Here is a 26,998-nt window from a genome sequence, read left to right as displayed (position 1 = left end):
GGAGGTACACCATGAAAAAACTGATCGGTATCTACACCAGCCCCCGCGCCCATTGGGTCGGCGACGGCTTTCCGGTGCGCACCCTGTTTTCCTACGACACCTTGGGCAAACACATCAGCCCATTTCTGCTGCTGGACCACGCCGGCCCGGCCGATTTCACGCCTACCGATACCCGTCGCGGCGTCGGCCAGCACCCCCATCGCGGCTTTGAAACGGTGACCATCGTCTACGATGGCGAAGTCGAGCACCGCGACTCCACCGGTGCCGGCGGCAAAATCGGCCCGGGCGACGTGCAATGGATGACAGCCGCCAAAGGCATTCTCCATGAAGAATTTCATTCTGAAGCTTTCGCGCGCAAAGGCGGGCCGCTGGAGATGGTGCAGCTGTGGGTCAACCTGCCCGCCAAGGACAAAATGGCCGACGCCGGTTACCAGACCATCGTCGATGGCGACATTCCGGTGTTGGCGCTGCCGGGTGACGCGGGGCAACTGCGCTTGATCGCCGGTGAGTTCGCCGGCACTCAGGGGCCTGCGCGGACCTTCACGCCCATTGATCTGTGGGACTTGCGCCTGAAGGTCGGTAAGGCCGTTACGCTGGACCTGCACGCCGGGCGTAACACCGCGCTTGTGATCCTGAGCGGAACGGTGTTGATCAATGGCGAGGAAGTCGCGCGCCAAGGGCAACTGGCACTGTTCGAGCGTGACGGTGACCGGCTCACCCTGGAGTCCAATGACGACGCCAAGGTGCTGTTGCTCAGCGGCGAGCCGATCGACGAGCCCATCGTCGGCCACGGTCCGTTCGTGATGAACACCGAGCAGGAAATCCACCAGGCCTTTGCCGACTTCCAGTCCGGAAAATTCGGGCGCATGCAGGCCTGACAGCCCGTGGAAGGGGGCTTGCCCCCTCCCACATTTTTTTCTGCGCTATACCCGGCACCGCCATTTCATGCGATCTTCTCGGCATTCGCCCTGGAGTCGCCTGGATGCCCTCATTTATCGCTGATCACCCGATGTTGTGCGCCGTGGCGCTGATCCTTATCGACATTGCCGTGTGGCGCCTTATCTCGCCCACGCTCGCCAACTGGAAACTTGCGGCGCGGCTGGTCATCTTTGCGGTGTTCAGCGCGGTGTTGTTCAACGACGGCATGAACCCCATGCAAGCGGCGCCCTACGCCGATGACACCACCCTGCACCTGGCGGCCACCGCGTTGCAGATCGGCTGGTGGCTGTTCGCCGCGCGCACCCTCACGGTATTGCTCGGCGCGGTGATGATGCAGCGGGTCGGCCATACCGGGCGGTTGTTGCAGGACCTGATGGGCGCCGTGATTTTCCTGATCGCGATCATCGCCGCCATGGCTTACGTGCTCGACCTGCCGGTCAAGGGCGTGCTCGCCACCTCGGGCGCCGTGGCGATCATCGTCGGCCTGGCGCTGCAAAGCACCCTGAGCGACGTGTTTTCCGGGATCGTCCTCAACACCACCAAGCCTTACCAGATCGACGACTGGATCTCCATCGACGGCACCGAAGGCCGCGTCACCGATATCGATTGGCGTGCCACGCGGTTGCAGACGTCCCAGGGCAGCCTGGCGGTCATCCCCAATTCCCTGGCGGCCAAGGCCAAGATCATCAACTTCTCGCGCCCGGCGGATATGTTCGGCCTGGCAGTCAGCCTGCAAGTGAGCCCCCATGCGCGCCCACAAACGGTGATCGAGGCCCTCGAGCGGGCGATGCAGGGCTGCCGGGCGTTGTTGGCCAAGCCGGCACCCAGCGTGGCGTTCAAAGCGTCGGCCAGTGGCGGCGTGGAGTATGAAATCAGTGGCTTCGTGCCGGCCATGGGCCTCAAGCGCGAAGTGCGCAACCAGCTTTACGACCTGGCATTCCGGCACCTGCAGGCGGCGGGCGTGGGCCTGTTGTCTGCCACCGAAGGTAGCACGCCCGCCACGGTCTCCGGCGCGCGGGCCTTGCTTGAGCGTTCGTCGATCTTTTCCACGTTGCGCCAGGAAGAAAAGGACACCTTCAGCCAGAACATGACCCTGCACACCTACCGCGCCGGCGATATGATCCTGCCGGCGGGGGAGGTCAGCGACCATTTGTTCATCATTGAATCCGGCGTGGTTTCGGTGATGTTGCTCAAGGGTGGCCATAAGTTCGAAGCCGGGCGCATGGGGCCGGGGGAGGTGATTGGCGAGTCCGGCATCCTGTCCGACCAGGCCACGCTGGCGGACTTCACCGCCAAGACTTATTGCACCCTGTACCGCATCGAAAACGAATACCTCAAGCCCTGCCTGGATGCACGGCATGACATCGGCGAAGCCATGAAGGCGCTGTTGGATTTCCGCGTGCATGCCGCCCAGGCGCTGACCGAGGACGCGCCGGTGGTCCCGGTGAAGAAGGGTTTCCTGCAGTGGTTGAAGAACCGTGGGCTGTAGATTGGTCACCTGTTCTTCGCCCGGATTGGCTATTTCTCCAGAACGCCCAGGTGACTAACCTGCTCACCAATCCCACCGTTCTGGAGTTCCACCATGCAAACCCGTACCGATTTCTACACCGCTTCCCCCGACGCCATGAAAGCCATGCTTGCCCTCGAGGCGGCGGTCGGCAAACTGTCCATCGAACTGCCGCTGCTGGAACTGGTGCGCCTGCGCGTCTCGCAGATCAACGGCTGCGCATTCTGCCTCGACATGCACACCGCCGACGCACGCAAGGGCGGCGAAACCGAGCGCCGCCTGTACACGCTGTCGGCCTGGCGTGAAACGCCGTTCTTCACCCCGCGTGAACGCGCCGCGCTGGCCTGGGCCGAAAGCCTGACCCTGCTCAGCCAGACCCACGCCCCGGACGAAGACTTCAACACACTGGCCGCTGAGTTCAGCCCGCAGGAACAGGTTGACCTGAGCGTGGCGATCGCCACCATCAATAGCTGGAACCGCTTGGCCGTCGGCTTTCGCAAGATGCCCAAGTAACCCTTAGAAATTCACCGAAGCACTCAGGCGCGCCGTCAGCGGTGCGCCCTGGAACAGGTAGTCATCGCCCATGTATTCGCCCGCGTCGCGCCAGTAGCGCTTGTCGAACAGGTTGTCGACGCTCAAGCGAAACACCGTTTCATAGCCATCGACCCGGGTGGTATAGCGGCTGCCGATATTGACCACCGCATAATCGCCGACGTCCACAGTGCCGTTGCGGTTGGCGTACTTCTTGGCGCTGTATTGCACACCGCCGAGCACCGCCAGGCCATTGACCCATGGCAACGCATAATCGGCGTACACACTGGCGCGCAGCTTGGGCACGTTGATCGCCTGGTGCTCTTCGTATTCCGGCGTGCCGCTGCCGTTCACCCGTGCCCGGATTGCCGCCACGCTGGTGGACACCTGCAGGCGGTCGGTGGCCCAGCCGTTGGCGGACAGTTCGATCCCGGTGTTTTTCTGCTCGCCTTGTTGCACGTAGGTGAACCCGCCGTCTTCGGGCTTTGCATACTGATAGGCCTGGCGTGTCTGGAACACGGCGGCGGCGAAGCTGATGCGGCGCCAGTCGTACTTCACCCCGGCTTCGATCTGCCGCGAGGTGGTGGGCGCCAGGGTTTCATCGGTGTTGTTCGCAAACCAGGGCGCGGTGCCGCCCAGGGACAACCCCTTGCTGTAGCTGGTGTACAGCGAGATGTTTTCAATGGGTTTGTAGATCAATGAAGCCTGCGGCAGGAACACATACTGCTGGGTGTGGCGGACCTGGTTGCCGCTCACGCCGTCGAAGGCTGTTTCATCCAGGCGCACTTCGCGGCCGCCGAGGATGGTTTGCCATTGCTCGTTGAAGCGAATGCGATCGGTGACGAATAGGCCGTATTGGCGGCTGTCGAGGTTGCGGTGGCTGTCGTTCAACGGTTTGTCAGTCGGCGGGAAGCTCGGCGCATCTGCGTCGATATTGGCGGTGCCAATGAGCTCATTGACCGACTTGCGCTTGTCGATCACCCGGCGAAACGCGCTGGTGCCGAAGGTCAGCTCATGGCCTATGCCTGCGGTGTCGAACAGGCCGGTCATGGCGGCCTGGACTTCATCGTCGCGGCGGGTGTCGTCGGGGCTGCGGTAGTCGTAGACGTCGTAATTGCCTTCGGGGCTGAAGTAGTTCGGCACGCTTGCCGAGCTGCAGCTGGTCGACCCGTAGCAGCCCCAGGCAAATGAGCTGTAATCGTCAATCACCACCTTGCTGCGCGCCGCGCTGACACTGCCTTTCCATTGATCGCTGAAATGGTATTCGAATTTGCCGTTGAGGTTCAGTGAGTCGATGCCCACCTGCTTGCCCCCGGTCTGATGCCCCAGCAGCTTTTTCGGTGAAGCGTCGTGAGGCACTTCAGTGCCGCCCAACAATTGATATCCCGGTACCGAGCGCTGCTGTTTGTTCTGGTATTCAGCATCCAGTTGCAACATGGCATCCGGGCTGATGTTCCAGTCGAAGGCCAGGGACATAAAATCGCGCTGGCCGTTGGCATGCTCCACGTACGAATTAAGATCCTCGTGGGCGACGTTGGCGCGCAGGCCGAACTGCTGCTCACTGCCGAACCAGCCGCCGACATCGGTGGCCACATAACCGCTGCCGCGATCATCGGTGGACACCGTCACCGAACGCACGTCCTCTGGGCGCTTGGTCACGTAATTGATCACCCCGCTGGGCTCGGAAATCCCGCTTTGCAACCCGGCCAGGCCCTTGAGCACTTCCACCTGTTGCTTGTTTTCCAGGGCGACGTTCTGCTCGCCGGTGATGGTGCGTCCATTGATCTTGTAGCTGCTCGCTGCATTCAGCGAGAAGCCGCGCACCACGAAGTTTTCGTAATAGCCGATCGGCGCGTAGCTGTCGCCCACCGACGCGTCGTTGCGCAGCACCTCACTGAGCAGGCGGGCTTGCTGGTCCTTGATCAGCGTGGCGTTGATTACGCTGATCGAGGCGGGCGTATCGAGCAGGGGCGCCTCATCGAAGCCATCGACCGCGGCGGTTTGCGAGCGATAGCCGGCCTCATCCTGGCCCTGGATCTGCACCGCCGGCAGTTCAACCTGCGCCGCCAGGCTGTGACCGATGCCTCCACTGAACAACAGGCCAAGGGCGAAACGTGAAGTGACGACGGGACGAAAACGCAAAACCATGGGGCAAGGCCTTAAAGCGCTGGGCGGGGGGCGCATAAGCTAGGGTGAAGTGCGGGACTTTACAAGATGCCAGTATGGACTCGGTCAAACTGTGGGAGGGGGCTTGCTCCCGATTGCGGTATATCAGCCATAGATGAGCTGACTGACCCACCGCTATCGGGAGCAAGCCCCCTCCCACAGTTTGGATCGCGTCAGCCTTGGGGGTCGGTCAGCACCTTGCGAAACGTCTCCACCAACGGCCGCAGGTTGATCCGATGCCAGGCCGCCCACAGCGGGGTGGTGTAGCTCAGCCAGGGCAGCTCGCGCAACACCACGCCGGGCGGTGCGTTGCGGCTCAGGCCTTTTTGGACCATGGCCACGCCCAGTCCGGAGGCCACCAGGCCCAAGGCGGTGAAGGGCTCGCTGGCTTCCATTGGAATCTGTGGGGTGAAACCGGCACGGATGCACGCGGCGACGAAGTCATCAGCCGGGCTGGCGCCGGGTTTGCGCTGTACGCCGATCCATTGTTGGTCGGCCAGGTGCTCGGGCAACAGCTCGTGTTGCTGCGTCAGCGGGTGATGTTCGGGCAAGGCCAGCAGCATGGGTTCATCGAGCACCTGGCGGGCAGTCAGGTCCGGGTCGTCGGCTGCTGGTGGTTCGCCCACCAGGGCAATGTCCAGGCTGCGCTGGCGCAGGCCTTCCAACTGTTCAAGGGAGGGCAGGTTATACAGCTTGATATGCACGTTAGGCCGGTCATCGCGCAGCACGCGCAAGGCAGTGGGCAATATCCCGGCGTGCATGGCGTTCTCGATATAGCCGATGCACAAACCGCCTTCTTCACCCCGGCCCAGGCGCTTGCCCAGGGACTCCAGGCGGTTGGCGTGGGTCAGCAGCGCCCTGGTTTCGGCGAGGAAGGTCTGGCCGTCGCGGGTCAGGCGGATACGTTGCTGGCTGCGCTCGAAAAGCGTCAGGCCCAGGCGATCTTCAAGCTGGGCGATCTGCCGGCTCAACGGTGACTGGGAGATGTGCAGGCGCTCGGCGGCGCGGCCGACGTGTTGTTCTTCGGCGACCACTTCGAAGTAGCGCAGTTGGCGTAGATCAATCATGTAAGACCTATCAGGACTCAAGTTGGTCGTAGTATGTCTTGGACGGTCCGATCCAGGCAATCTAGGATCTGCTCAACGGTCATTGCGACCCTGAACCGATTGAGGAACCACCATGAGCTTGAAAGACAAACTGCCCGGCGTCCTGGGCTTTGGCACCGCACCGCTGGGCAATATGTTCCGCGCCATTCCTGAAGACGAAGCCCAGGCCACCGTCGAGGCCGCCTGGAATCACGGCGTGCGTTATTTCGATACCGCGCCGTTCTACGGTTCGGGGTTGTCGGAAATCCGCCTGGGCCAGGCCTTGTCCCATTACAACCGCGACGACTACGTGCTCAGCACCAAGGTCGGCCGGGTGATTCTCGACGAAGTCGAAGACAGCGCCCGTGACCTGGGCGAGAAAAGCGGCGTGTTCGAGCACGGCCGTCCGAACAAAATGCTCAATGACTACAGCGCCGACGCCACCTTGCGCTCGATCGAGGACAGCCTTGAGCGCCTGCGCACCGACCGCCTGGACATCGTGTGGATTCACGACATTGCCCAGGATTTCTACGGCGACCAGTGGCTGGAGTACTTCAACCAGGCGCGTACCGGCGCGTTCAAGGTGCTGACGCGCTTGCGCGAAGAAGGCGTAATCAAGGCCTGGGGCCTGGGCGTGAACCGCGTCGAACCGTGCGAGCTGACGCTGGACCTGGCCGAAGCCCAACCCGACGGCTTTCTGCTGGCCGGGCGCTACACCCTGCTCGACCACGAGCGTGCCTTGCAGCGCCTGATGGACGCGGCCCTCGCACAGCACGTTGAGATCGTGGTCGGTGGCCCCTACAGCTCCGGCATCCTTGCCGGCGGCGCGCACTTTGAATACCAGCAGGCCAGCCCGGCGATCATCGGCAAAGTCGAGCAGATCAAGGCGATTGCCCAAGCGTTTGGCGTCAGCGTCAAGGCCGCTGCGCTACAGTTTTCCCTGGCCCACCCGGCCGTGGCCGCGGTGATTCCCGGTGCCAGTCGTCCGGGGCGCATTGCCGAAGACGTGGCGGCGTTGTCAGAGCAGATTCCAGCAGCCTTCTGGCAGGCGTTGCGCGATGCGCAGTTGATCTCGCCTCGCGCGCCTCTGCCGCTTTAACTTCAGGAGTTCAACCATGAAAATCGATGTGAGCGGCAAAGTAGCCATCGTCAGCGGCAGCACGGCCGGGATCGGCCTGGGCATCAGTCAGGCCCTGGCGCAATCCGGTGCCACCGTGGTGGTGATCGGGCGTGACAGCGGCAAAGTCGACGCTGCACTGGCGAGCATCCGCCAGGCGGTGCCAGGCGCCGATCTGCGCGGGTGCGTGGCCGACCTGGGCACGGTCGAAGGCGCCGAGACACTGTTCGCCGCCGAACCCCGCGCCGATATCCTGGTCAACAACCTGGGCATCTTCAATGATGTGGATTTCTTCGAGGCACCGGACAGTGAATGGACGCGTTTTTATGAAGTCAACGTGATCTCCGGCGTGCGCCTGGCGCGGCATTACGTACCGGGCATGGTCGAGCAGGGCTGGGGGCGGGTGATCTTTGTGTCGTCTGAATCCGGCGTGGCGACCCCGGCAGACATGATCAATTATGGCGTGACCAAAAGCGCCAATCTGGCGGTGTCCCATGGCCTGGCCAAGCGCCTGGCAGGTACCGGTGTGACGGTCAACGCGATCCTGCCGGGGCCGACGTTCACCGATGGCCTGGAGCACATGCTCAAGGACGCCACGCAACAATCCGGGCGCACCGCTCGGGACGAGGCCGATGTGTTCGTGCGCAACGCGCGGCCGACGTCGATCATCCAGCGCGCGGCGAATGTGGATGAAGTGGCCAACCTGGTGGCGTACATTGCTTCACCGCTGTCGTCTGCCACTACCGGCGCCGCGTTGCGGGTCGACGGTGGTGTTGTCGACAGCATGGCGATCTGATTTTTTAACGGTCTGGAGTATTTATCGTGGCAACAGCGTCTTCTGTGATTGAAATCCCTGCGTCGGCTGACCAGGTCTGGAAACTCATCGGTGGCTTCAACAGCCTGCCTGACTGGCTGCCCTTCATCGCCAAAAGCGAGCCGAGCGACGGTGGCCGCGTGCGTCACCTGCATACTGCCGATGGCGGCCAGATTGTCGAGCGGTTGCAGACCTTCGACAACGTGGCGCGCACCTACAGCTACATCATCGAGCAGTCGCCGTTTCCGGTGAGCGCCTACTTGGCGACCGTGCAGGTTGAAGCGCTGACCGAATCGTCTGCCAAAGTAACCTGGTCCGGTGTGTTCACGCCGGCTGAGGGCACCACGGATGCAGCGGCGGAGACGTTGTTTGCCGGCGTGTACAGCGATGGCCTGGAGGCGTTGCGCGCCAACTTCCCCGGCTGACGCCAACCCTCTGTCAGGGCTCGTTCCCACGCTCCCGCGTGGGAATGCCTGCTGGGACGCTCCGCGTCCCGTTGCGCAGGTGACGCAGAGCGTCACGGGCTGCATGCCCACGCGGAGCGTGGGGACGATCAAGCAGTGCGTGGGCCGACGCGATGGCCTGTGCGGGTGTGAGCCGCGCCGTATCGAGCAGGAACGGCGGCTCATCCCAGGCTTCGTATTCATGTGCCAACACCGACTGCCAAGTCGGCGGCAGCAACCCTGGAATATCGCTTTCACGGCTCTCGACCCTGCGCCGATGCTCCTGCTGATCAGAACAAATTACCTGGATATCGACCAGCTCAACGCCCGCCGCCCGCGCCACGCCTCGCCAAGCTTCGCGGCTCTCCCTCACCGGGTTCACACAGTCAGCGATCACTCGTTGCCCCAGGCGCGCATTACTCAGTGCCAACGCATTCGCCACGCCATACCCGCTGGCACCCACATCGCCCGCCAGCCCGCCAGACTCGCGCAGCGCTTGTTCGATCACATCGATGCGCAGATAAACCGCGCCCATCTGCCGGGCCAGCTCCCGGGCAATCGTGGTCTTGCCGGTGGCGGGCAGGCCGCTGAATACGATAAGCATGGTTGATCTCCTCGCTGCTACGGGGGTGTTAGAGTGGGGCTGTTTCGTTCGACTACAGGACCGTTCATGACCTTGCCCTTCGTCAAGATGCACGCCCACGGCGACGACTTCATCATCATCGACCGCCGTGGCCAGGATAACCCTATCACGGCGCAGATCGCCCGACGCCTGGGCGACCGGCACACCGGCATCGGTTTCAATCAACTCGCGGTCATGCTCGACTGTGACGACGCCGCCGCCCGCATTCAGTTCTGGAACTGCGACGGCACGCCACTGCAAACCTGTGGCAGCGCCACAAGGGGCGTGGCCGACCGCTTGATGCATGAGGCCGGCACCCATGCCGTGGTGCTGCGTACCGACCGTGGACTGCTCACCTGCGTACGCGTGGACGGGCAGCGGGTGTCGGTGGACATGGGCGAGCCATCGTTGGCGTGGGAAGCGGTGCCGCTGGCGCGGGCGATGGACACCCGCGTGCTGCCCATCGACGGTGAACCGGCCGCCTGCGGCATGGGCAATCCGCACTGTACGTTCTTCGTGGAAGACATCGCTGCAGTGGATGTCGAAGCGGTGGGCCCGGCCCTGGAATATCACCCGCTGTTTCCGGCCAGGACCAATGTGCATTTTGTGCAGGTGCTCGAGCGTAACCGTATCCGCCTGCGGATCTGGGAACGTAGCGGCGGCGTGCCGCTGGGTTCCGGGTCCTGTTGCTGCGCGGCGGTGGTCAATGGCGTTCGACGCGGGCTGCTGGATGACAAAGTGGAGGTCGAATGCGATGGCGGAACCCTGACGGTGCAATGGGACGGGCAGGGTGGGGTGGTGTTGACGGGCAGCGTCGAGCCGATCATGCAGGGTGCGGCGTACCTGCCTGGAACGTCACGCTGAAGGTGGTGCCGCGCGTAGCGCAGGAGTTCACCGCCACATCGCCGCCGTGCACTCTGGCCAGTTCGCGCACGATGTACAGGCCCAAGCCCACGCTGCGCACATCGCTGCCCTGGTGAGTGCCTCGGGTCATGGGTTCGAACAGCCCGGCCAGCAACGCTTCGGGAATCGCCGCGCCGTAGTTGTGTACCGCAACCTCACCGCCCCTGGCGCCCAGGCGCGAGGTGACGGTGATCGGCTGTTGCAGGTCACCATAGGCCACGCTGTTGGCGACGAGGTTGCCGATCATCTGCTGCACACGGTCGGCATCCAGGCACGCGTCGCCATGGCCCTCGGCCTGATGCACCAGTGTGGCCCTGGGGAAGGCCACACGCAGTTCGTCCACGGCGTGATGAATCACCCGGTGCAAATCCAGTGGCCGGGCCCGGATGGTGATGCCCTGGCCGACCCGGGCCTGGGTGAAGTCCAGCAGGTCGGCGATCATGCGCTGGGCGCGTTCGGACGATTGGTCGATATGCCCGAGCAGCTGGTGCTCCTTGGGTGTGCGCTCGCCGCGTCGAAGAAAGTCCGACGCCATGCGGATCGCGGCGAGGGGGTTTTTCAAGTCGTGGCTGACAATCGCCACCATCTGCTCGGCGAACAACGCACGTTGCTGGGCAATGGCATAGGCTTCGCTCAATTCGGCCTGGGCCTGGTGCAGTGCCTGTTCGGCGGCGGTTTTTTCCTGAAGCAACGCTTCGGCAAGCTTGCGTGCGTTGAGCAGCTCGCGCTCGTACTTGTCGCGGTCGGTGGTGCCAAACAGCGCCAGGTCATACACCACGCTCTCGGCCTGCTGGCGTTGGCTGGCATTGAGCAGCACGGTGACTTTGTGCCCGTCACGATGGCGAATGTCGAGCTTCACCTCGTTGACGCTGCCATGCATGCGCAGCATCGGCGCCAGGTGTGTCTGGTAGAAAATCCGCCCGCCCATGGTCAGCAGGTCTTGGAAACGTTGGCCGCGCAACTGGGCCGCGCTGAGCCCGAGCCACTCACCCAAGCGCTGGTTGGCGTGCAGAATCGTGCCGTCTTGCTGGGTCACCGCCAGGGCGCAGGCGGCGTTGTCGAACAGCGACTCAGCCGGCACTGACGCTGGCCCATGGCGCCAGGAACTCATCCATCGCCGCCGCGCACGCCTGGGGCGCACTCATGTGCGGGCAATGGCCGATGTTGTCTACCAGGTGATAGGTGCTGTTGGGCAGCACGGCATGCAGGTATTCGCCGACGGCCACTGGGGCGATCAGGTCGTCGCTCGACTGCAGGATCAGTACCGGCGTGGTCAGACCGATCACATCGTCGCGGTTGTCCGAGAGAAAGGTCACCCGGGCAAATTGCTTGGCGATGTCGGGTTCGGTGCGGCAGAAACTCTCGGTCAGTGCGGTGCTCAGCTCGGGTTGCCCAGGGGCGCCCATGATCACCGGGGCCATGCTGCTGGACCAGCCGAGGTAGTTGCTGTCGAGGGTGTCGAGCAGGTCTTCGATGTCGTCGCGCTTGAAACCGCCGACATAACCCTCGGCGTCGATATAGCGCGGCGATGGGCCAATCATCACGTGCGCCGCGACCCGCCCCGGCGCGAGACGGTCAGCGAGGGTGCCGATCATGGCGCTGACCGAGTGGCCCACCAGAATCACCGGGCCTTCGGCATAGGCGTCGATCAACTCGTCGAGGTCGCGGGCGTAACCTTCCAACGTGCTGTACTTGGCTTTGTCGAAGGCGCCAAGGTCCGACAGGCCGGCGCCGACCAAGTCGTACAGCACTACGCGAAAGCGTTCTAGAAAATGCGGTGCCAGGTAATTCCACATCGCTTGGTTGCAGCCGAAGCCGTGGGAAAACACCAGGGTCGCAGCGCCGCGGCCCATCACATTGACGTTGTTGCGGTGACGTAGATCCATGGCGTTCTCGTAGATGGCTTGTTGCTATACAGCGTGGCGGCAGTTTAGAGAGTCGCAGGGCCTGGGTCACGCGTTTGCGCGTAGATAAGGTAAAGTCGGCGCCTTCAGGAAGAAACTTCAGGTAACAATAGATGATGGTGATTCTGCGGCAATCCGTCATGAGTGTGCTGGTGCTGATGTTTGCCAGTTTGTTGATGACCGCCCAAGCCGACACATCGCCCATTGGCGTTGCGCTCGATCAACGGGTCATAGACCTGACCAATACCCTCGACGCGGGCAGCGTCCTGCGCCTCAAGCAGCAACTGGCCGACCTTGAGCAGCGCAAAGGCGCACAGGTTGCCGTATTGCTGGTGCCCAGCACCGGCGACACCGGCATCGAAGACTACGCCAACCAACTGTTCCGCGCCTGGAAGCTGGGGCGCAAGGACGTCGATGACGGCATCCTGCTGGTGGTGGCCAAGGCTGACCGTACGGTGCGCATTGAAGTGGGCTATGGCCTGGAAGGTACGGTCACCGACCTGCTGGCCCATCGCATCATCGAAGAGCGCATCACCCCGGCGTTTCGTCAGGGCGACTTTGCCGGCGGCGTTCAACAGGGTGTGGACGCCCTGACCGCGCTGGTGGACGGCGGCGACCTGCCCAAAGTGGCCGGGCCTGGGATCAATCCACAAATCATCGCGGTACTGGCGGCGTTTGTCCTGGGCGGCCTCATTGGGGCGCTGCTCGCCGCCGGCAAGGTGCATTGGCGCAAGGCCTTGATCGTCGCCGTGGCGGCCACGTTATTGCTGACGCTGCTGGGCGGTGGTCGGGAATGGCCGATGTTTCTGTTTGTAATACCGCTGACCCTGTTGATTGGCGGAGCCACTTTCGGCGCGTTGTGGCAGCTACGGCCGCTGTTTTACGGCGTGGTCGGGCTGCTGGTCTACAGCGTCGCGCTGGGGGTGGCGGATCGGTATGTGGACGTCAGTTTTGTCCATTGGCTGGCGTGGCCGCTGGCTGTGTTGGCGGTGTTGGGGTTGTATCTGCTGCTGTTGATGATCATGAGGCACACCTGGAGGACCAGCCGCACAGGCTTTGTCGTGCGGCTGCTGGCGGCGGTCGCCGTCTATGGGGTGGCCGGGTGGATGCTGGATGACGGTCGCGACGGTTGGCTGCTGGCGTTTCCTATTGCGTCGTTCGTGGCGCTGATTATTTTCGGCAAGGTCGGCGAGGGCTCGGGATCGGGGTCTGGCGGTGGGTCGGGTTCGAGTTCCAGCAGTTCCAGTTCCAATTCCAGTAGCAGCTCGTCCGGTGGTGGAGGTTCCAGTGGCGGCGGTGGGGCGTCGGGGAGTTGGTAGCCTACGCCGCCAGCCCGGCACTGCGCCTAGTGATCAGTTGAGCCGTCGACGCCTGGTGTGGGCGCAGCTGCCGGGTCTGACTTTTTAGGCCGGCGTATGGCGCTGCTGGCTTGTGTGAGCACGCAATAGGCCGAGTGTTGCGGCCACTCCTTGCGGCTCGTCTTGACCAGGCTCGTGGGGCATAACAACAGTACGTCACCGAAGGAAAACAGGGGGAACGCTGATACCTCGGGCTTGCCGCGCACGGTTTCCACGTTGCCCCAGATAGTCGTGTCGAAATCTTCTGTCGCATAATCCTTCGTCAGCATGTACCGGGCCTCTACCGAGGTCCGGGCCTCCATCATCAATGCCGCCGAATAAACGATCGCAGCGGGGCTGCCGGGCGAAATAGCGATGACCACGCCTGCGGACACGAGCATTATTAACAAGCCAAGGCTGAGGCGTTTGAATAAATCCGCCTTGCTGACGTAGAACACTACGACGGGCAGCAGCGCGATGGTGGCGGCGAACATCGAGATAACCATCAGGCGGCTCAGGGCCTCGGGTGTGTCTTCTCCCGTGTAGGCTTGCAGGATCAGGCTGGCCGGAAACACTGCGCCGATCACGGTTGCGACCAGCAGCAATGCAACCATCAGCATGAACCAGCACCGTAGCGACCAACTGCGAGGGTTGCGAAGGCTCGCCATAGTGGCGCTCGTGTCCACGGCCACCCTGAACGTCGGAATCAGCAGCAGCACAAGCAGTGACCCGGCAAGCCAGATAAGCATCCAGATAAGTTTGCCCCAATCGTCCAAGTCGGGGCCTTTAAAGTTTTGCCAGAGCAGCCCAACGATTCCGACCAGTATGGGTACAAGAAGCACGCCAGTCAGTTTGTGCTGCTGGGACGGAATGTCGTTGAACAACGAAACCGTCAGCCCGAACAGCACAGTGGTCGACAATAGAATCAGCAGGTAAACACTCAGCATTCCCATCACCGCGGCGAGCCACGGGATCAGCGCAGATTTGGCCTCGAGCGCGGCGGCCATCAGATCCGGGCGGCCTATCGAAGTGGCGTAGGTCGACAACGTATAAAACCCCAGCAGCGTGCCGAACCCAGCGAAAACGACGCTCAGTGGTGCCCAATAGGTTGCTACTCGTTTGAGATTTTTCTTCAAGGTTTGTTGAAAGGTCAGGGGGGTTGCATTGAGCACGGTGAGCATCCTTCCTTGGGTCGAACGCGAGTCGACGAGTGTTCGTTGGGTTTTTTCTAATGGCGTGGCTCGAAAAATAGAGGCTAAAGCGTCTGCACCGTCTCATCCCACGCCATGCCACCGTGCTCCGAGGGCGAAGGCTGCACATAGGTGTAGCCCAGGTGGGTGTACAACGGCACATGCTGATCCTTGCACATCAAGTGAATGCTTTGCTTGCCCAGTGCGCGGGGAGCGTCGGTGGGCAGGGCGTTGCGAAAGGAGAGGGCGGGCACGGGTGTTTCCAGGGATATTCAGTGAAAGGGGCATCTTAAAGAAACATTGGGCTGATGGCACCGGAAGGTCATCCGTCGCCTTTTGTAGGAGCGAGCTTGCTCGCGAAAAAGGTCAACGATAACGCGTGCTTTCTGAATGAACGCGGCGCCTATGAGTCTTTCGCGAGCAAGCTCGCTCCTACAAAAGATCTGCGCGGTTTTGACCGAATCGACACGACCAATCGTTAGGCTTGAACCTTGCGAAACCCCATCGCCGACCAAAGCCAGCGACGGGACGAACTAGAAGGTGACCTTCGCACAGGCGCAACCGAGCGTTTGTATCAGACCCCAGCCGCCAACTTGCCCCCCTCCATCCGGCGCTTATACGCACTGTCCCGGCTCGCCAACCAGAAGTACAACGGCGACGTCACCACCAACCCCACCACCCAGGACAGATCCGCGCCGTTGATGTGTTCGGAAATCGGCCCGACGTACAGCGGCGTATTCATGAACGGAATCTGCACCGCAATCCCCACCGCATACGCCAGCAACGCTTGTGGGTTGTACTTGCCGTAGATCCCGCCATCCACGCGAAAGATCGAGGCGATGTCATATTGGCCTTTGTGGATCGCGTAGAAGTCGATCAGGTTGATCGCCGTCCACGGCACCAGGACCACCAGCAGTACCAGCACCATGTCGACGAAGTGGCCGATGAAGTCCTTGGAGGCGAATACCGCCGCAATCGCGCAGGCGGCCAGCACCACCACCGAGATCACCGCGCGGCTTTTCGCCGTAGGGATCCAGCGGTAGGCGAAGGTCTGCACCAGGGTGATGATCGACAGCACCGCGCCGTACAGGTTGAGGGCGTTGTGGCTGATCACGCTGAGCAGGAACAGCACCAGCATCAGCGGGCCGATGGCGCCGGTGGCGAGCTTGACGGCGTCCATGGTGTCCATGCCCACGGGGGTGGCGAGCACGGCGACGGCGCCGAAGATGAAGGCCAGGCTCGACCCCAGTACGGAGCCCAGGTAGGTGGTCCAGAAGGTGGACGCGACGGGTACATCGGCCGGCAGGTAGCGGGAATAATCCGAAACGTACGGCGCAAAGGCGATCTGCCACAGCGCGGCGAGGGAAACGGTGGCCAGCCAACCGGAAATGTTGAAGCTGCCGCGGGTCAGGAAATCCGTGGTCTGCACATGGGTGAAGATGTAGCCGAAGCCCAGCACGATGCCGGCGCCGAGTACCCAGGTACCGATGCGGTTGAGCACATGGATGAAGCGATAGCCGATGATGCCGATGATGCCCGAACCAATGGCGCCGATCACGATGCCGACGGGCACCGGCACCGCATCGACCACGCCATGCAGGGATTTGCCGGCCAGCACGATGTTGGAGGCGAAGAAGCCGATGTACATCACGCCGGCAATCACCACCACCAGCAGCGCGCCGAGGGAGCCGAACTGGGCACGGCTCTGGATCATTTGCGGAATGCCCATTTGCGGGCCCTGGGCCGAGTGCAGCGCCATCAACACACCGCCGACCAGATGGCCGACCAGGATGGCGACGATGCCCCATACCAGGTTGAGGTGGAACAACTGCACCCCCAATGCGCCGGTGACGATCGGCAGCGGCGCGATGTTGCCGCCGAACCACAGGGTGAACAGGTCTCTTACCTTTCCATGGCGATCTTCCGGGGGCACGTATCCAATCGTGTGTTTTTCGATAAGCGGGGCGGAGGATGTTGCAGTGGTAACCATGACGAGCTCCAAGGCAAGGTGAGTACGTGGACGTACTTCGCTGTGCGCAGCAACGGCGGCGCTTTGTTGTTGGAGTGATCATCTGCAATGGGCAGGGGGAGGTAAATTAGTAAGTTTGTTGCTATAGACCTTAAAAAAAGTATCTCGCGGCGGTTTTTGCTCCGGTATGTTGCATGGGCTTGAATCGATGAAAAAAGCCGGTTTTTCTTGCACGTTTTTGGGGCGAAAACCCCCGTTTTCGGAGGCCCCGATGGCTGCCTACAACCTGCGCCAACTCAGATATTTCGTCACCACCGCCGAATGCGGCAGCGTCGCCGAGGCGTCGCGCAAGCTGTATATCGCCCAGCCGTCGGTGTCCACCGCCATCAAGCAGCTGGAAGACAGTTTTGGTGTGCAGTTGTTTATCCGCCATCACGCCCAGGGTGTGTCGCTGACCCCCAGCGGCGCGCGGTTTTATCGCAAGGCGCTGGAGCTGCTGCGGGTGGCCCATGAGTTCGAACAGAACGCCTTGGCCGACAATGATGTGGTGGCCGGGCAGATCGATATCGGCTGCTTTGAAACCGTGGCGCCGTTGTACCTGCCGCGCCTGATCGCCGGGTTCAAGACACGCTGGCCGGGGGTGGAAATCCGCCTGCGTGACGGCGAGCAGCAGGAGCTGGTGCAGGCGCTGACGGCGGGCACCATCGATGTGGCGATGCTGTTCGAGCACGACCTGGGCGGCGCCATCGAGACCACGCCGTTGATGCCGCCGCAGCAACCATACGCGTTGTTGCCGGCCGATCACCGTTTCGCACGGCAGGCCAAGGTGTCGTTGGTCGACCTGGTGCTGGAGCCGATGATTCTGCTGGATGTGCTGCCGAGCCGGACCTACTTCGTGAGCATCTTTGACGAGCGGGGGTTGACGCCGAATATCGTGTTCAGCTCGCCGTCGATCGAGATGGTGCGGGGCATGGTGGGGCGCGGGTTCGGGTTTTCGATCCTGGTGACCAAGCCGTTCAGCGAGTACACCTATGATGGGCAGAAGGTGGTGTGTATTCCGCTGGCGGAAACCGTCACTGGCTCGGGGTTGTCGGCGGTGTGGCTCAAGCGCGCCCCGCTGACCAAGCCGGTGCAACTGTTCGTTGATTACTGTCGCGAAGAGCTGGCGCGATTGCTCGGGTAAACACAGAGCCCAATGTGGGAGGGGGCTTGCTCCCGATAGCGGTGTATCAGCCAGCTCATGTATTGGCTGAACCACTGCTATCGGGAGCAAGCCCCCTCCCACATTTGATTTGTGGTGTATTTCAGATGCGTAGCGAGTCCAGCATCCGCTGTAACAGGGCATCACACTCTGCCAGCTGTTCCACGCTCACAAACTCATCCGGCTTGTGCCCCTGGTCCATGCTGCCAGGCCCGCACACCACCGTGGGAATACCCGCTGCATCAAACAGCCCACCCTCAGTGCCAAACGCCACGGTGCCAAACGCACTGGAGCCGCAAAACGACGCAATCAATTGCGCGGCCTGGCTGTGCTCATCGGTGACCAAACCCGGGTAGGCGGACAACGCGGTGAACCGAATCGAGCTCTGCGTGCTCACGGCCTGCATGCGCGGCAGTACTTGCTGCATGGCGTAGGTGTGCAGTTCGTGCGCCACTTCACCGGGATCCGTCGAGGGCAGGGCGCGTACTTCGAAATCAAACCGGCAGTCGGCGGGCACGATATTCAGTGCCTTGCCGCCGCTGATCACGCCGGTTTGCACGGTGCTGAACGGCGGATCGAAGCGAGGGTCCTGGTGCGCACGCAAGCGTTGGCCAATGCGCCCCAGTTCGCCGATCAACTCGGCGGCATGCTCGATCGCATTCACCCCGGACGGTGCATACGCCGAATGACAGGCCTCGCCATGCACATCGCAGCGCATCGCCAGCTTGCCCTTATGGCCGAGCACCGGTTTGAGCTCGGTCGGCTCGCCAATAATGCACAGCATCGGCTTCACCGGACGTTGCGCCAACACGTCGAGCAGCGAGCGTACCCCGAGGCAGCCGACTTCTTCGTCATACGACAGGGCGATGTGTACCGGCAGGCGCAACCGCGCCTCGACCAACTCCGGCACCAGCGCCAGCACGCAGGCGATATAGCCTTTCATATCGGCGGTGCCACGCCCGTACAGCTTGCCGTCACGCTCGGTCAGTTGAAACGGCGGCAGCGTCCAGGGCTGCCCATCCACCGGCACCACATCGGTATGCCCCGACAACACGATGCCGGGTAATTCCACCGGGCCGATGCTGGCGACCAGGTTAGCCTTGCTGCGCGACGCGTTGTAGATCAGCTCGCTGGCCACGCCGAACCCCTCCAGGTAGTCGCGCACGAACTCGATCAACTGCAGGTTGGACTCGCGGCTGGTGGTATCGAACCCCACCAGCGTCTGCAGCAACTCGCGGCTGCGGCTCATCGCTCGTCTCCGGCCACGCCATAGCCTGGGGAGCGATCCGGGGCGAGGGCGCGGTCGATGTAGTCCTGCACTTGCGGACGGTAGGCGTCCCACAGTGTTTGCAATTGACTGATGGGGGCTTCATCGGCCCAGTCCACGCGCAGGTTGATGATCGGCCAAGTCAGCTCACCCACCACCACCAGCGCGGCGGAATGCACCGGGCCGGCTTCGCCACCGGCGCCGATGGCGGCATGCATTGCCGCGAGCAAGCGGTCCGCCAACTGGCCTTCGCCGTGTTCGAATGCGCTGACCATCGCCTCGATCACCCCTCGGTCGGCGAGCATATTCCCCGCCGCCACGCATTGCTCGCCCGACACGGCATTGTGGGTGCCCAGGGTTTCGCTGCCGCTGAAATGCACGCTGCGGCCCAGGTGATCAATTGCGGTCAGCTGGCGGTATTGGCTGTAGCCGTTGCGCGTCAGGGCTGTGTCGACGGCGTCCGCCGGCGTGAGGCCTTGCTCCAGGCAGTCGAGCACTTCCGGGCCAAGAGCCGGCAGCGTGATGTTCTGGGTGGCGACCGCACCTACACCCGGCCGCAGCCATGGGCAACGCGCGCCCACGGCGATGCTCGAGGAGCTGATGGCGATGCCCAGCTGGCCGGTCTCCGCGCAGCGACCCACGATTGAAAAGGTCATGGCTAGTCTCCTTACTCTGGAATAACCGCGATCACATCGATTTCCATCAGCCACTGCGGCTGGCCCAGCGCCGAAACTACCAGCCCGGTGGAGATCGGGAACACGCCCTTGAGCCACTTGCCGACTTCCTGATACACCGGTTCGCGGTAGCGCGGGTCGATCAGGTAGGTGGTGGTCTTGACGATATGCGACAGATCGGAGCCCGCTTCCTCAAGCAGTTGCTTGACGTTGCGCATGGCTTGTTCGGCCTGGGCACGTGGGTCGCCCAGGCCGATCAGGTTGCCGTCGAAATCGGTGCCCACCTGGCCGCGCACATACACGGTATTACCGGCACGTACGGCCTGGCACAGGTCGTTGTCCAGGCTTTGGTTGGGGTAAGTTTCTTTGGTGTTGAACATGCGGATGCGAGTATGCGTAGGCATCGAAAAAAACTCCGGCAAAAGGGATCAGGCGCTGACAGGGGAGGGGCGAGCCAGCGGGGCGGCTTCGCGGTACTCAAGGTATTGACGCTGAATGGCGATATGGTCGGCCACGTACTTGGCGTCGTGCCATACGCCCCAGATAAACGACGAGCCACGACGCGACTGCCACGGCAGCCCCAGGAAATAAATCCCGACTTCGCTGGCTACGCCGCGCTGGTGCCGGGGCTTGCCGGCTGCGTCGAATGCGTCGACCTTGAGCCAGCTGTAGTCCACGGCAAACCCGGTGGCCCAGATGATCGAAGTGATACCGGCCTGGGCCAGGTCAAGTTCCAGGATCGGATGCTTTATGCAATCGGCATCCGGGAATACGCGGCGGGCTTCAGGCTCAAGCGGCAGGTCGAGGCCGTTGCGCTCGATGTAGGCATCGGCCGCATCCAGCAGGGCCAGGTAGTTCTCATCGCCACGGGCCAGATTCTCTACCAGGTTCGGTTGGAATGTGGCGACGCTGCCATTAAACGCTTGGGTGAGGCCGACCAGGGTCATGCCTTGCTGGGCCAGTTCCCGAAAGTCGATGGTCTTGCCGCCGTGGGCGCCGCTCACCGCGATGGTCACGTGCTCGCGGCCGGGTTTCATCGCGGCCTGGTCCCACTCGCCCAGCACTCCCAGCCACCAGCAGAAATCCCGGTTGCGATAAGCCCGAGGCGGCCGGTCATGGGCGCCGACCGACAGGTACACCTGACGACCGGAGCGTTGCAGTTCATCGGCGATTTGTACGCCGGAAGAGCCCGCACCCACCACCAGCACGGCGCCCGCCGGCAGTTGCGCCGGGTTGCGATAATCGGCGGAATGCAGCTGATGCAGCGCGGTATCTGTCGGCGCAATCGCAGGAATCACCGGCTTCTGAAACGGCCCGGTGGCGGCCACCACACGGTTGGCTTCGATCACGCCTTGGCTGGTGTGTACGGTAAAGCCTGGACGGCCTTGATTGCGCACCACCGACGTCACCTCCACGCCCGTACGAATCGGCGCATTGAACTTGCGCGCATAGGCTTCAAAGTAATCCGCCACGCGCTCCTTCGGCGCAAAGCCATCGGGGGCCACATCATCGAATTCCAGGCCGGGAAAACGGTCATGCCAGGCCGGCCCGTTGGCCACCAGTGAATCCCAGCGCCCGGTGCGCCAGCGCTCGGCGATACGACTGCGCTCCAGCACCAGGTGCGGCACGCCGTGCTTGCTCAAATGCTCGCTCATGGCCACACCGGCCTGGCCGGCGCCGACCACCAGGGTGTCGGTTTTTGTTATTGATTCAGTCATGTGTCTGTCCTTGCGTCATGCAGTTGGATTCAACGTGGGCATGACTTCAAGGCTAGGGGGAGGGTGGTTTTTAATAAAATATTATTAAGCTTGGGAGTGAGCATAAATATCGGATGCAGCGGGTCTTGAGATAGCCTTCGGTGGAGGAGGTAGGGCGATTAATACAAACGGTTAAGGGTGGATTTTTTAAAGTCATGGAGAGAGTGAGTGCTGTGCTAGAGATAAAACGAGCCACACCAGACGACGCTGACAGGGCGTTTGAGATTCGTCGCGAGGCCATTCGCAGTCAGTGCATTGGCGCCTACAGCGCTGAGCAAATGGCACTCTGGACCCGAGGTCGCGCAAGCGACGGTTACAGCACATTGATGGAAAAATTGTTCTACATGGGTTGGGTGAACGGTGAAGCCGTCGTCACGGGCATGCTTGACCTGGCCAACAATGAACTCGGGGCGTTGTTCGTAAGGTCCGCATTCACCGGGCGCGGGTATGGCAAGGCAATGCTTGACCACCTGGAAGACGTTGCGCGGCAGCGGGCGGTTGCAGAGGTGGTGCTTGACTCGACGTTGAACGCGGTGAGCTTTTATAGAGCGTGCGGGTATGTGGGGCATGAGCAGGCGGTGTATCGCTCGCCAGCGGGACTGGTGCTGGCGTGTGTGCCGATGGTGAAAAAGCTTGCGCAGAATTCCGGTGCGGCGGGCGACCAAAGCGAGTGCCTGGTTACGTAATCATCTGCTCGGCCGATCATCATATGGCCCTGATCGTTCCCATGCTCTGCGTGGGAATGCCTTCCGGGACGCTCCGCGTCCTGCCAGCCACTGCGCTCAGGTGACGCAGAGCGTCATGTGCTGCATTCCCACGCGGGAGCGGGGGAACGATCTTTGAAATCAGTGCGCAATCGCTCAATCACCTGCTCCACCCCGGGCCCTTGAATCAGCGGCGGTGTGAGGCTCTCGCCAAATTCCCGCCATACAAACAGCGTCAGTTCAGCCCCATCGGTCAGGGTTTTGGCTTGTGCTTGCGAGCCGAAATTGTGCAGCGTGCGATAGCGCTCGTCCTGCCAGAACGCTTGCTCTACCCAGTCATAGACGGGGATGAAATGAAAGTGCAGCGCAAATCCCGGCGTATGCCCGTAGCGGCTTATGTAGAGCCACTTGGGCTGCAGCTGCGTTTCCATTATCCGTTGGGTTCGGGCAAGCAGACCGCCCAGTTCCGCCAGTGCGGCGTCGGGCATTTCAGCCAGGGAGGCAATCGGTGCCTTGGCGCCCAGCATCAGGTAGCCCGGCAGTTTTGAAGATTGATGATGGTTGAGCAGCCAGTGTTCGGTCTGGTGCAGGATGAAGGCGGGGTCGATTGGCATGGGCGCGCGTCCATGTGAACTGGAGCGCCAGGATAACAAGGATCCCCGAAATGGGCGTGGTTTCGAATCTGTGGGAGCTTGGCCATCGACGGCTATGTAACTGATACGCCGCAATCCAAATGTGGGAGGCTTGCCCCCGATGAGGAAGTATCAGTCGCTCCATCTGTGACTGACCCACCGCCATCGAGGGCAAGTCGAATCGTCGCACCGCCCCTCCCACATTTCTGACCGGGTTCGAGCCTCAATGCATTTTGCTGTGGTCCATCTGGCTATGGTCCATCCCGTCAACTCCCCGCGCAGCAGCCTTCACTTCAATGCTTTGCTCAGCGCCCTTGGCATCTTTTACCGTAAGGGTCAGCGACACCTGGTCGCCTTCCTTGATCTGGCCGGTCAGGCCCATCAGCATCACGTGGTAGCCATTCGGGTCGAGCGTGACGGCTTTGCCGGCGGGCAGGGCCACCGAGTCCACCGGGCCCATGCGCATCACGTCGTCCTTCATGCTCATTTCATGGATCTGCACGTCCTTGGCCACGGGCGATGCCACGCGCAGCAACTGGCTGTCGCTGTCGGCGGTGACGGTCATGAACGCGCCGCTGGAGGGCTGGCCCGGCACGGTGGCGCGGACCCAGGCGTCGGTCACTTGCACCTGGGCGCTGGCGTGGGCGGCGAGGCCGAGCAGGGTGAGGCCGAGGGTGAGACGCTTGAGGTGTTGAACGGCAGTCATTAGCAGACCTCCATGACGGTGAGCAGGTCTTCTGCGCACTCTTTAGCAGTAAGGGACGCCTGCAAGCCAAGGCGCAGGTTGCCACGGGTGTCGAACACGAAGCTGGTGGCGGTGTGGGACAGGGTGTAGGTGTCGCCGGCGGGGATCTTTTCATAAAAGATCCCGAACTCCTTGGCGGCCACGGCGATTTCCTGCGGGGTGCCGTAGAGGGCTTCGAAACTGGGATCGAAGGCCTTGACGTATTTGTCGAGAATCTCGGGGGTGTCGCGCTCGGGGTCCAGGGTGATGAACACCACCTGCATGATTTCACCGTCGCGGCCCATCAGCTTCTTGGCCTGGGCGGCGCGTGCCAGGGTGGTCGGGCAGACCGCCGGGCATTGGGTAAAACCGAAGAACACCACGGGCATCAGGCCACGGTACGAGCTGAGGGTGACGGTTTCGCCGTCGGTGTTCTTGAGCTTGAAGGTGCGCCCCATGATCTTGTCACTGAGGTCTTTGCCGTACTTGAAATTCAGCTTGGGGCTGTAGTCACAGCCGCCCAGCAGGCTGCCCAGGCCTAACAGGCCCATGCCGGTCAGCACTTTGCGGCGGGTGAATAACGTACTCATCAACTGTGCGTCCTGTGAAACGCCTGAATGGCTGTGCAGCGGCCCACCCGGCTTTGAAAAGGAGTAGCGAGAAGGGTGCAGAGTCTACCAACCTTGGCCACCCCGCGTAATCTGCGACGTTCTGCCACAGGGCAGCATTGCGCTGCGTCCTTTTGCGGGTTCGGTGGTAGCGTCGGCGCATGAAAAGGGACGTCTCGGTGTCCGCTAAAGGGTTGGCTGACCGGTCTTCCAGTAACATCCCGAACTACTTTGCCTGCCCGATGTGCAGCGCCGTCACTGTCGTGATCATATTGATGATTTTTTCATTTGCGATGCAACGCGACAGGGCCTGTGAGCAGGCCTGTCGCTACCGCAAATCAGGGAAGGGCTTGAAAACAGGGCATCACGCGGCCAATGGCTTACTCGCCAAAGACTTCTTGTAAGTTGCTTTCATCGCTTCCATTTGCGCGCCCAGCTCGTCCAGCTTTGCCTTGCCCAGCAGTTTCTTGGCCTGGGGAAACATCTCGGTTTCTTCCTCTTCGATATGGTGTTCCAGCAGCTCCTTGACCACTTTGACGCGACCGGAAAACTCGGTGGAAGACGGATCGGTCTGCTTCAGGTCAGGCAGCACCAGTGAATCGACAGTGCGGTGCTCCTCCTTGGCTTCGTGGTACATGATGTCCTGTTCCTTACCGCCGGCTTCCCTGAAAGCCGGGTAGAGGATTTCCTCTTCCAGCTTGGTATGCACGGTAATTTCCATCTCCAGCTTGGCCAGCAACTCGGTGCGTTTTTTCACCCCGCGCTCGGTGGATTCGCTCAGTTGGGTCAGCAGGGTCTTGACGCGTTCATGGTCGGCTTTGAGAAGGTCGATGGCATTCATGTGGAACCTCACGGATAGTCGTCGGGCATGTCGAAACGCACGCCTCGTGAGTCAGAAAATTGCATTACGCGTACCAACTTTCACGTAAAAAAATTGTTTTAAGAATCATATAGATAGAGTCAAGCTAGCGTTTCGCTGTCGTGCAGCTTGCATGATCAGGCGTTGCCGGGATTGCACAACGCACATTTACCGCGTTGGCCCAGGTTTCAGTTGAAAAAATCCAATGGAACCCTTGGCGCTTCTGCTTGACCTAAGCCTTAGACATCAGGAGGTGAAGCATGGAAATAAACTATATCTGGATCGTACTGGCGGTGATTCTGCTGCTGTTGGAACTGTGGGCGATCAATATCGTATTGCGCAGCACTGGGGGCTGGGAAACCAAGGGCTTGTGGGTGGTGGTGCTGGTCTTCGTACCGCTGCTGGGGCTGATTGCCTGGGCGATGTTCGGGCCTAAGCGTGAGATGGCGCAAGAGCGCAAAAACTAACAGCATTCAGCGATAAAAAAACAGGCGCCCCATGGGGCGCCTGTTTTGGTTGCGGCCTAAAGATCAGCCCGCGACTGCTTTGGCAATCGCTTCATTGAACGCCGGCAGATCGTCCGGCGTGCGCGAAGTGATCAAGGTCCAGCCATTGGCTTTGCATTCCTGCACCTGGGCATCGACCACGCCAGCGGCACCGGCGTTTTCCAGGTCGATACGCACGCTTTTATACGCGGTGAGGGTCTTGCCTTTGACCACGCCGGCGTCGATCAACGCCCACGGGCCGTGGCAGATCGCCGCGATGGTCTTGCCGGCCTGGGCGAACTCATTGATCAAGCGCAGCGCGGCTGCGTCCTGGCGCAGGGTGTCGGCATTCACGGTGCCGCCGGGAATGACCAGCGCATCGAAGTTGCCGCCGACCACGTCCGACAGTTGCACGTCGGATTCCACGGTCTGGTCTTTTTCCGTATCGCCGACAAAGGTCTGGGTGGTGCCGCCTTTGCTGGACGCGTGCGTTACCGTCGCGCCGTAGCTACGCAGGGTTTGCAAGGGCTTGAGCAGTTCGTCACGCTCGATGCCGGTGTTGGAGGTGATGACGAGGATGTGCTTGCCGTTGAGTTGCGAACTCATGGTCGAGTGTCTCCTTGGGTCATGGAAGGATTAATGGGCGTGTTTGGCTTGCAGCTCCTTGGCCATTTTCAGGTGTGCTTCCAGGGTTGGCAGAGTCTTGGTAGCGAAGGCCTTCAACTCGGCGTTGTCCGAGGACTCGGCTTCCTTCTTGAACAGGTCGACGGTTTTTTGATGGGCGTCGACCTGGTTGTTGGCGTACGCCTTGTCGAACGATTCATCGCGCATTTCCAGGATGGCTTTCTTCGCCTTGTCGGTCAGAGCAGCATCATCCGGTACTTCGATGTCGAGTTTTTTCGCCAGGGCCATCAGTTCCTGATTGGCCTTGGTATGGTCAGTAATCATGTGTTGGGCAAAAGTTTTCACGTCTGCCGAGCTGCTTTTTTCCAGGGCCAGCTTGCCGGCTTCCACTTCGGTGATACCACCCTCGGCGGCATTGTCGACAAAGTCGTTGGACGTGGCGGCCATCGCGGTGGAAATCGAGCCCGCAACCAGCGCGAATGTCAGGCCCATTTGTTTCATCAGTCGAGTCGTCATGGTGTCTCTCCTTGGGAAATGGCGTGATGCCGTTACGTCATGCTGTTACATCAGTGTTGAGCCACGCCCTGCGCAAAAGGTTTAAATTTTTTTTGCGTGAATTGACCCAGCGGCCAAGCGGGCAATTTCCTTGAACTAATCCAAATTCCCAAGGTTCTGCTGCATAGGGCCGCCGCTGTGGGTGGCCTGTCATTGCCAGGAGATAGCACTGTGACCGATCACACGCCCGCCGATAAAACCCCCGCACCCATCAGTTCCGAAGACGCGCAAAAAGGCCATGCCGACAGCGCCAAGGGGCAGACCCTGGAGCGTCCGAATCCCAAGACCGAAACCATCGACAAGGTCGTGACGCCAACCTCGATCAAGGACATCGAACGCCAGACGGATGCGATCAACGAGAAGCTCAGCAAGGGGCAGTGA

At 61.6% G+C, this 26,998-nt stretch carries 29 protein-coding genes and 1 pseudogene; 12 read left to right on the top strand and 18 right to left on the bottom strand.

Annotated features, from left to right (window positions below; all coding sequences use genetic code 11):
* The first annotated feature begins 11 nt into the window (after positions 1 to 11).
* The 3 genes from C4J90_RS15400 (at position 12) to C4J90_RS15390 (ending at position 2,959) form a co-directional block, all read left to right on the top strand.
* Positions 12 to 878, top strand: a complete 867-nt coding sequence (locus C4J90_RS15400; RefSeq protein ID WP_124420239.1) for a pirin family protein — start codon at positions 12 to 14, stop codon at positions 876 to 878.
* 104 nt (positions 879 to 982) lie between these two features.
* Positions 983 to 2,428, top strand: coding sequence for a mechanosensitive ion channel family protein (locus C4J90_RS15395; protein ID WP_124404482.1), 1,446 nt, complete (start codon positions 983 to 985; stop codon positions 2,426 to 2,428).
* 93 nt (positions 2,429 to 2,521) lie between these two features.
* Positions 2,522 to 2,959, top strand: a complete 438-nt coding sequence (locus C4J90_RS15390; protein WP_124420238.1) for a carboxymuconolactone decarboxylase family protein — start codon at positions 2,522 to 2,524, stop codon at positions 2,957 to 2,959.
* 3 nt (positions 2,960 to 2,962) lie between these two features.
* On the opposite strand, the gene C4J90_RS15385 is transcribed toward C4J90_RS15390, so the two are convergent.
* Together C4J90_RS15385 and C4J90_RS15380 are read right to left on the bottom strand one after the other, a co-directional pair.
* Positions 2,963 to 5,125 (bottom strand): TonB-dependent siderophore receptor, encoded by a 2,163-nt coding sequence (locus C4J90_RS15385; protein WP_124420237.1) that lies wholly within the window; start codon positions 5,123 to 5,125, stop codon positions 2,963 to 2,965.
* 191 nt (positions 5,126 to 5,316) lie between these two features.
* A complete protein-coding gene (locus C4J90_RS15380) occupies positions 5,317 to 6,210 on the bottom strand; it encodes a LysR substrate-binding domain-containing protein (protein ID WP_124420236.1) in 894 nt (297 codons plus the stop codon).
* A gap of 112 nt (positions 6,211 to 6,322) precedes the next feature.
* Between C4J90_RS15380 and C4J90_RS15375 the strand changes: the two genes are divergently transcribed.
* Genes C4J90_RS15375 through C4J90_RS15365 form a run of 3 tightly spaced genes read left to right on the top strand, consistent with a single transcriptional unit; the run spans position 6,323 to position 8,584 of the window.
* Complete coding sequence (locus tag C4J90_RS15375) at positions 6,323 to 7,327, top strand: aldo/keto reductase (protein ID WP_124420235.1); 1,005 nt, start codon at positions 6,323 to 6,325, stop codon at positions 7,325 to 7,327.
* A gap of 16 nt (positions 7,328 to 7,343) precedes the next feature.
* The gene (locus C4J90_RS15370; protein ID WP_124367338.1) at positions 7,344 to 8,141 is read left to right on the top strand and encodes an SDR family NAD(P)-dependent oxidoreductase; all 798 of its coding nucleotides are present in this window, start codon (positions 7,344 to 7,346) and stop codon (positions 8,139 to 8,141) included.
* Positions 8,142 to 8,167: 26 nt separating this feature from the next.
* Entirely contained in the window at positions 8,168 to 8,584 is a 417-nt protein-coding gene (locus C4J90_RS15365; protein ID WP_124420234.1) for an SRPBCC family protein, read from the top strand.
* A gap of 13 nt (positions 8,585 to 8,597) precedes the next feature.
* Here the strand turns inward: C4J90_RS15365 and C4J90_RS15360 are convergent, their stop codons facing one another.
* On the bottom strand, positions 8,598 to 9,206 hold the full coding sequence (locus C4J90_RS15360) for an AAA family ATPase (protein ID WP_124420233.1): 609 nt from the start codon (positions 9,204 to 9,206) through the stop codon (positions 8,598 to 8,600).
* Between the two features lie 66 nt (positions 9,207 to 9,272).
* Between C4J90_RS15360 and dapF the strand changes: the two genes are divergently transcribed.
* On the top strand, positions 9,273 to 10,088 hold the full coding sequence (gene dapF, locus C4J90_RS15355; RefSeq protein ID WP_124420232.1) for a diaminopimelate epimerase: 816 nt from the start codon (positions 9,273 to 9,275) through the stop codon (positions 10,086 to 10,088).
* Here the strand turns inward: dapF and C4J90_RS15350 are convergent.
* A complete protein-coding gene (locus C4J90_RS15350; protein ID WP_372237479.1) occupies positions 10,048 to 11,238 on the bottom strand; it encodes an ATP-binding protein in 1,191 nt (396 codons plus the stop codon). The genes dapF and C4J90_RS15350 overlap by 41 nt on opposite strands.
* Entirely contained in the window at positions 11,198 to 12,013 is an 816-nt protein-coding gene (locus tag C4J90_RS15345; protein ID WP_124420231.1) for an alpha/beta fold hydrolase, read from the bottom strand. Before C4J90_RS15345 ends, C4J90_RS15350 begins: the two co-directional genes overlap by 41 nt.
* Before the next feature lie 131 nt (positions 12,014 to 12,144).
* On the opposite strand from C4J90_RS15345, the gene C4J90_RS15340 reads away from it, so the two are divergent.
* Entirely contained in the window at positions 12,145 to 13,350 is a 1,206-nt protein-coding gene (locus C4J90_RS15340; RefSeq protein ID WP_124420230.1) for a YgcG family protein, read from the top strand.
* 26 nt (positions 13,351 to 13,376) lie between these two features.
* Here C4J90_RS15340 and C4J90_RS15335 read toward each other — a convergent pair whose 3' ends face one another.
* The 3 genes and pseudogenes from C4J90_RS15335 to C4J90_RS15325 form a co-directional block, all read right to left on the bottom strand.
* Positions 13,377 to 14,540 carry a hypothetical protein gene (locus C4J90_RS15335; RefSeq protein WP_124420229.1) on the bottom strand — a complete coding sequence of 388 codons (1,164 nt, stop codon included), beginning with the start codon at positions 14,538 to 14,540 and terminating at the stop codon, positions 13,377 to 13,379.
* Positions 14,541 to 14,623: 83 nt separating this feature from the next.
* A pseudogene (locus tag C4J90_RS15330) lies at positions 14,624 to 14,767 on the bottom strand (GNAT family N-acetyltransferase); the annotation flags it as partial.
* 365 nt (positions 14,768 to 15,132) lie between these two features.
* Entirely contained in the window at positions 15,133 to 16,548 is a 1,416-nt protein-coding gene (locus C4J90_RS15325) for a cytosine permease (protein WP_124420228.1), read from the bottom strand.
* 250 nt (positions 16,549 to 16,798) lie between these two features.
* On the opposite strand from C4J90_RS15325, the gene C4J90_RS15320 reads away from it, so the two are divergent.
* Entirely contained in the window at positions 16,799 to 17,710 is a 912-nt protein-coding gene (locus C4J90_RS15320; protein ID WP_124363197.1) for a LysR substrate-binding domain-containing protein, read from the top strand.
* A gap of 121 nt (positions 17,711 to 17,831) precedes the next feature.
* On the opposite strand, the gene argE is transcribed toward C4J90_RS15320, so the two are convergent.
* From argE to C4J90_RS15300, 4 genes are read right to left on the bottom strand one after another with little or no spacing between them, the layout of a single operon-like run.
* Positions 17,832 to 18,977 carry an acetylornithine deacetylase gene (gene argE, locus C4J90_RS15315; RefSeq protein WP_124420227.1) on the bottom strand — a complete coding sequence of 382 codons (1,146 nt, stop codon included), beginning with the start codon at positions 18,975 to 18,977 and terminating at the stop codon, positions 17,832 to 17,834.
* A complete protein-coding gene (locus C4J90_RS15310) occupies positions 18,974 to 19,651 on the bottom strand; it encodes a DUF1028 domain-containing protein (protein WP_124363195.1) in 678 nt (225 codons plus the stop codon). Before C4J90_RS15310 ends, argE begins: the two co-directional genes overlap by 4 nt.
* An 11-nt stretch (positions 19,652 to 19,662) precedes the next feature.
* Positions 19,663 to 20,073, bottom strand: a complete 411-nt coding sequence (locus C4J90_RS15305; RefSeq protein WP_063030874.1) for a RidA family protein — start codon at positions 20,071 to 20,073, stop codon at positions 19,663 to 19,665.
* Between the two features lie 24 nt (positions 20,074 to 20,097).
* Positions 20,098 to 21,387 (bottom strand): NAD(P)/FAD-dependent oxidoreductase, encoded by a 1,290-nt coding sequence (locus C4J90_RS15300; protein WP_124420226.1) that lies wholly within the window; start codon positions 21,385 to 21,387, stop codon positions 20,098 to 20,100.
* Between the two features lie 212 nt (positions 21,388 to 21,599).
* Here C4J90_RS15300 and C4J90_RS15295 point away from each other — a divergent pair, with 212 nt between their 5' ends.
* A complete protein-coding gene (locus C4J90_RS15295; protein ID WP_124421220.1) occupies positions 21,600 to 22,112 on the top strand; it encodes a GNAT family N-acetyltransferase in 513 nt (170 codons plus the stop codon).
* 113 nt (positions 22,113 to 22,225) lie between these two features.
* Here C4J90_RS15295 and C4J90_RS15290 read toward each other — a convergent pair whose 3' ends face one another.
* The 4 genes from C4J90_RS15290 to C4J90_RS15275 form a co-directional block, all read right to left on the bottom strand.
* On the bottom strand, positions 22,226 to 22,744 hold the full coding sequence (locus C4J90_RS15290) for an HIT family protein (RefSeq protein WP_124420225.1): 519 nt from the start codon (positions 22,742 to 22,744) through the stop codon (positions 22,226 to 22,228).
* Between the two features lie 241 nt (positions 22,745 to 22,985).
* Positions 22,986 to 23,468 (bottom strand): copper chaperone PCu(A)C, encoded by a 483-nt coding sequence (locus tag C4J90_RS15285; protein WP_124420224.1) that lies wholly within the window; start codon positions 23,466 to 23,468, stop codon positions 22,986 to 22,988.
* A complete protein-coding gene (locus C4J90_RS15280; protein ID WP_124363191.1) occupies positions 23,468 to 24,076 on the bottom strand; it encodes an SCO family protein in 609 nt (202 codons plus the stop codon). Before C4J90_RS15280 ends, C4J90_RS15285 begins: the two co-directional genes overlap by 1 nt.
* A gap of 382 nt (positions 24,077 to 24,458) precedes the next feature.
* On the bottom strand, positions 24,459 to 24,935 hold the full coding sequence (locus C4J90_RS15275) for a hemerythrin domain-containing protein (RefSeq protein WP_124414911.1): 477 nt from the start codon (positions 24,933 to 24,935) through the stop codon (positions 24,459 to 24,461).
* Between the two features lie 278 nt (positions 24,936 to 25,213).
* Between C4J90_RS15275 and C4J90_RS15270 the strand changes: the two genes are divergently transcribed.
* Positions 25,214 to 25,420 carry a hypothetical protein gene (locus C4J90_RS15270; RefSeq protein WP_124363189.1) on the top strand — a complete coding sequence of 69 codons (207 nt, stop codon included), beginning with the start codon at positions 25,214 to 25,216 and terminating at the stop codon, positions 25,418 to 25,420.
* 63 nt (positions 25,421 to 25,483) lie between these two features.
* On the opposite strand, the gene C4J90_RS15265 is transcribed toward C4J90_RS15270, so the two are convergent.
* Both C4J90_RS15265 and C4J90_RS15260 read right to left on the bottom strand, forming a co-directional pair.
* Positions 25,484 to 26,044 (bottom strand): type 1 glutamine amidotransferase domain-containing protein, encoded by a 561-nt coding sequence (locus C4J90_RS15265; protein ID WP_124414910.1) that lies wholly within the window; start codon positions 26,042 to 26,044, stop codon positions 25,484 to 25,486.
* A 30-nt stretch (positions 26,045 to 26,074) separates the two neighbouring features.
* Positions 26,075 to 26,578 (bottom strand): DUF4142 domain-containing protein, encoded by a 504-nt coding sequence (locus C4J90_RS15260; RefSeq protein WP_124363187.1) that lies wholly within the window; start codon positions 26,576 to 26,578, stop codon positions 26,075 to 26,077.
* 210 nt (positions 26,579 to 26,788) lie between these two features.
* Here C4J90_RS15260 and C4J90_RS15255 point away from each other — a divergent pair, with 210 nt between their 5' ends.
* The gene (locus C4J90_RS15255) at positions 26,789 to 26,998 is read left to right on the top strand and encodes a hypothetical protein (RefSeq protein WP_124420223.1); all 210 of its coding nucleotides are present in this window, start codon (positions 26,789 to 26,791) and stop codon (positions 26,996 to 26,998) included.

This window comes from Pseudomonas sp. R2-60-08W (assembly GCF_003852335.1).
In the GTDB taxonomy this organism is placed as follows: Bacteria; Pseudomonadota; Gammaproteobacteria; order Pseudomonadales; family Pseudomonadaceae; genus Aquipseudomonas.
The sequence above is the reverse complement of the archived record's forward strand: the minus strand, read 5'-3'. Positions and strand labels throughout refer to the sequence as shown.